Below are 3,736 nucleotides of genomic sequence, written 5' to 3' on the forward strand. Positions count from 1 at the left end.
GGTTAAACGCGATCAGGCCCACCCCTTTAGGGGTGGGCCTGATCAGCGATGTTTGTCCGGCGGCGTCCTACTCTCCCACAACGTCCCCGTTGCAGTACCATCGGCGCTGGAGGGCTTAGCTTCCGGGTTCGGAATGTTGCCGGGCGTTTCCCCTCCGCCATGGCCGCCGTAACTCTATCAACATGTCAACCCGCGCCGTTCGGCGTGCGTGGTTGCGTGTCGTGATGTGCATGGTGGACGCGAGACATCTTGCAGGACTCTCAGTGTTGTTAGGTAAGTCCTCGGCCTATTAGTACCAGTCGACTGAACACATTACTGTGCTTACATCTCTGGCCTATCAACCCGGTGGTCTAGCCGGGGGCCTTACCCACTCTCGTGGTGGGAGACCTCATCTTGAAGCGAGCTTCCCGCTTAGATGCTTTCAGCGGTTATCCCTTCCGAACGTAGCCAACCAGCCATGCCCCTGGCGGGACAACTGGCACACCAGAGGTTCGTCCGTCCCGGTCCTCTCGTACTAGGGACAGCCCTTCTCAAGTCTCCTGCGCGCACGGCGGATAGGGACCGAACTGTCTCACGACGTTCTAAACCCAGCTCGCGTACCGCTTTAATGGGCGAACAGCCCAACCCTTGGGACCTACTCCAGCCCCAGGATGCGACGAGCCGACATCGAGGTGCCAAACCATCCCGTCGATATGGACTCTTGGGGAAGATCAGCCTGTTATCCCCGGGGTACCTTTTATCCGTTGAGCGACACCGCTTCCACATGCCAGTGCCGGATCACTAGTCCCGACTTTCGTCCCTGCTCGACCTGTCAGTCTCACAGTCAAGCTCCCTTGTGCACTTACACTCAACACCTGATTGCCAACCAGGCTGAGGGAACCTTTGGGCGCCTCCGTTACCCTTTAGGAGGCAACCGCCCCAGTTAAACTACCCACCAGACACTGTCCCTGAACCGGATCACGGTCCGAAGTTAGATACCCAGATCAACCAGAGTGGTATTTCAACGATGGCTCCACCCTAACTGGCGTTAGGGGCTCACAGCCTCCCACCTATCCTACACAAGTTAAACCGGATACCAATGTCAAGCTATAGTGAAGGTCCCGGGGTCTTTCCGTCCTGCCGCGCGTAACGAGCATCTTTACTCGTAGTGCAATTTCGCCGGGCCTGTGGTTGAGACAGTGGGGAAGTCGTTACGCCATTCGTGCAGGTCGGAACTTACCCGACAAGGAATTTCGCTACCTTAGGATGGTTATAGTTACCACCGCCGTTTACTGGCGCTTAAGTTCTCCGCTTCGCCTTGCGGCTAACAGGTCCCCTTAACGTTCCAGCACCGGGCAGGCGTCAGTCCATATACAGCGTCTTACGACTTCGCATGGACCTGTGTTTTTAGTAAACAGTCGCTTCCCCCTGCTCTCTGCGACCCCACCCAGCTCCAGCCGCGAAGGCCTTCACCAGACGAGGCCCCCCTTCTCCCTAAGTTACGGGGGCAATTTGCCGAGTTCCTTAACCACAGTTCGCCCGATCGCCTCGGTATTCTCTACCTGACCACCTGTGTCGGTTTCGGGTACGGGCCGCGCACAGCTCGCTAGAGGCTTTTCTCGGCAGCATAGGATCATCGACTTCACCTGATACGGCTCGGCATCACGTCTCAGCCTTGATGCGGCGCGGATTTGCCTACGCCACGGCCTACACGCTTACCCCAGGACTACCACCGCCTGGGCTCGACTACCTTCCTGCGTCACCCCATCGCTCAACTACTACCAGCCAAGATCCCAACACTCGCACCGCCGGCCCGAAGGCCATAGGTGTCCGTGGAGGTTAGTACAGCCAGGTTCATCGCGGGCGCTGCTTTGCGGGTACGGGAATATCAACCCGTTGTCCATCGACTACGCCTCTCGGCCTCGCCTTAGGTCCCGACTCACCCAGAGCAGATTAGCTTGACTCTGGAACCCTTGGTCATCCGGCGGCAGGGTTTCTCACCCTGCATTCGCTACTCATGCCTGCATTCTCACTCGTGTGGCGTCCACGGCTAGATCACTCTGCCGCTTCACCCGCCACACGACGCTCCCCTACCCACCCACACACCTGGACCAGGTTACCCTGGCCGAGTCATTGTGTGAGTGCCACAGCTTCGGCGGTGTGCTTGAGCCCCGCTACATTGTCGGCGCGGAACCACTTGACCAGTGAGCTATTACGCACTCTTTCAAGGGTGGCTGCTTCTAAGCCAACCTCCTGGTTGTCTATGCGATCCCACATCCTTTTCCACTTAGCACACGCTTAGGGGCCTTAGCTGGTGATCTGGGCTGTTTCCCTCTCGACTACGAAGCTTATCCCCCGCAGTCTCACTGCCGCGCTCTCACTTACCGGCATTCGGAGTTTAGCTGACTTCGGTAAGCTTGTGGGCCCCCTAGGCCATCCAGTAGCTCTACCTCCGGCAAGAAACACGCGACGCTGCACCTAAATGCATTTCGGGGAGAACCAGCTATCACGGAGTTTGATTGGCCTTTCACCCCTAACCACAGGTCATCCCCCAACTTTTCAACGTTGGTGGGTTCGGCCCTCCACGACGTCTTACCGTCGCTTCAGCCTGCCCATGGCTAGATCACCCCGCTTCGGGTCTAGAGCATGCGACTGAACGCCCTGTTCAGACTCGCTTTCGCTACGGCTTCCCCACACGGGTTAACCTCGCCACATGCCACTAACTCGCAGGCTCATTCTTCAAAAGGCACGCCGTCACCTCGGAACAAGTCCTCAGCTCCGACGGATTGTAGGCAGACGGTTTCAGGTACTATTTCACTCCCCTCCCGGGGTACTTTTCACCATTCCCTCACGGTACTAATCCGCTATCGGTCACCAGGTAGTATTCAGCCTTACCAGGTGGTCCTGGCAGATTCACGGCAGATTTCAGGAGTCCGCCGCTACTCGGGAACACCCACCACAGGCCTTGAACTTTCGTCTACAGGACTCTCACCCTCTACGGTCCCTCATTCCAGAGGATTCGACTAGCCCAAGGCTTTATAACTGTGCGACACAGTGTCAGCTGTGTCAGTAGGGTCCCACAACCCCGCGCACGCAACCCCTGACAGGTATCACACGCACACGGTTTAGGCTACATCCGCTTTCGCTCGCCACTACTCACGGAATCACATGTTGTTTTCTCTTCCTACGGGTACTGAGATGTTTCACTTCCCCGCGTTCCCTCCACACACCCTATGTATTCAGGTGCGGGTAACCCGACATGACTCGGGCTGGGTTCCCCCATTCGGACACCCTGGGATCACAGCTTGGTTGACAGCTCCCCCAGGCCTATCGCGGCCTCCCACGTCCTTCATCGGCTCCTGGTGCCAAGGCATCCACCGTCTGCCCTTAAAAACTTACCTACACAGAGAAACAAGATGCTCGCGTCCACTATGCACATCTCAACAAACAACCAACCCACACCCACCATGCGAAACACTTACCGCAACCGCGGCAGTATGCTTCACCGGATGTGATCGGCGCCCGAAACAACAAGCAGAGCTTGTTCTTTCAGGACCCAACAGGGTGCTAAACGAGGCGACCAGCCGCACCGGGACCGTTCCACGCCCCCGCTCCGAAGAGCTGAAGAGGAGCAGTACTTGGTGATCCGGCCGTTGCCGGCAACCTCTGACCAGTGTCTCCGCCATTGAGCCCTCGCCACCGCACTCGGGTGGCGCAGGTCCTGACCCGTTTTCACGGGTAGGTGCTCCTTAGAAAG

At 57.7% G+C, this 3,736-nt stretch carries 2 rRNA genes; both read right to left on the reverse strand.

Features of this window, described 5'->3' with window-relative positions:
• Nucleotides 1-54: 54 nt before the first annotated feature.
• Nucleotides 55-171: ribosomal RNA gene (gene rrf, locus AB0J67_RS38910) — 5S ribosomal RNA — on the reverse strand.
• Between the two features lie 98 nt (nt 172-269).
• Nucleotides 270-3,380: ribosomal RNA gene (locus AB0J67_RS38915) — 23S ribosomal RNA — on the reverse strand.
• Nucleotides 3,381-3,736 lie beyond the last annotated feature (356 nt).

The sequence above is a fragment of the Catellatospora sp. NPDC049609 genome (assembly GCF_040675365.1).
GTDB lineage: Bacteria > Actinomycetota > Actinomycetes > Mycobacteriales > Micromonosporaceae > Catellatospora.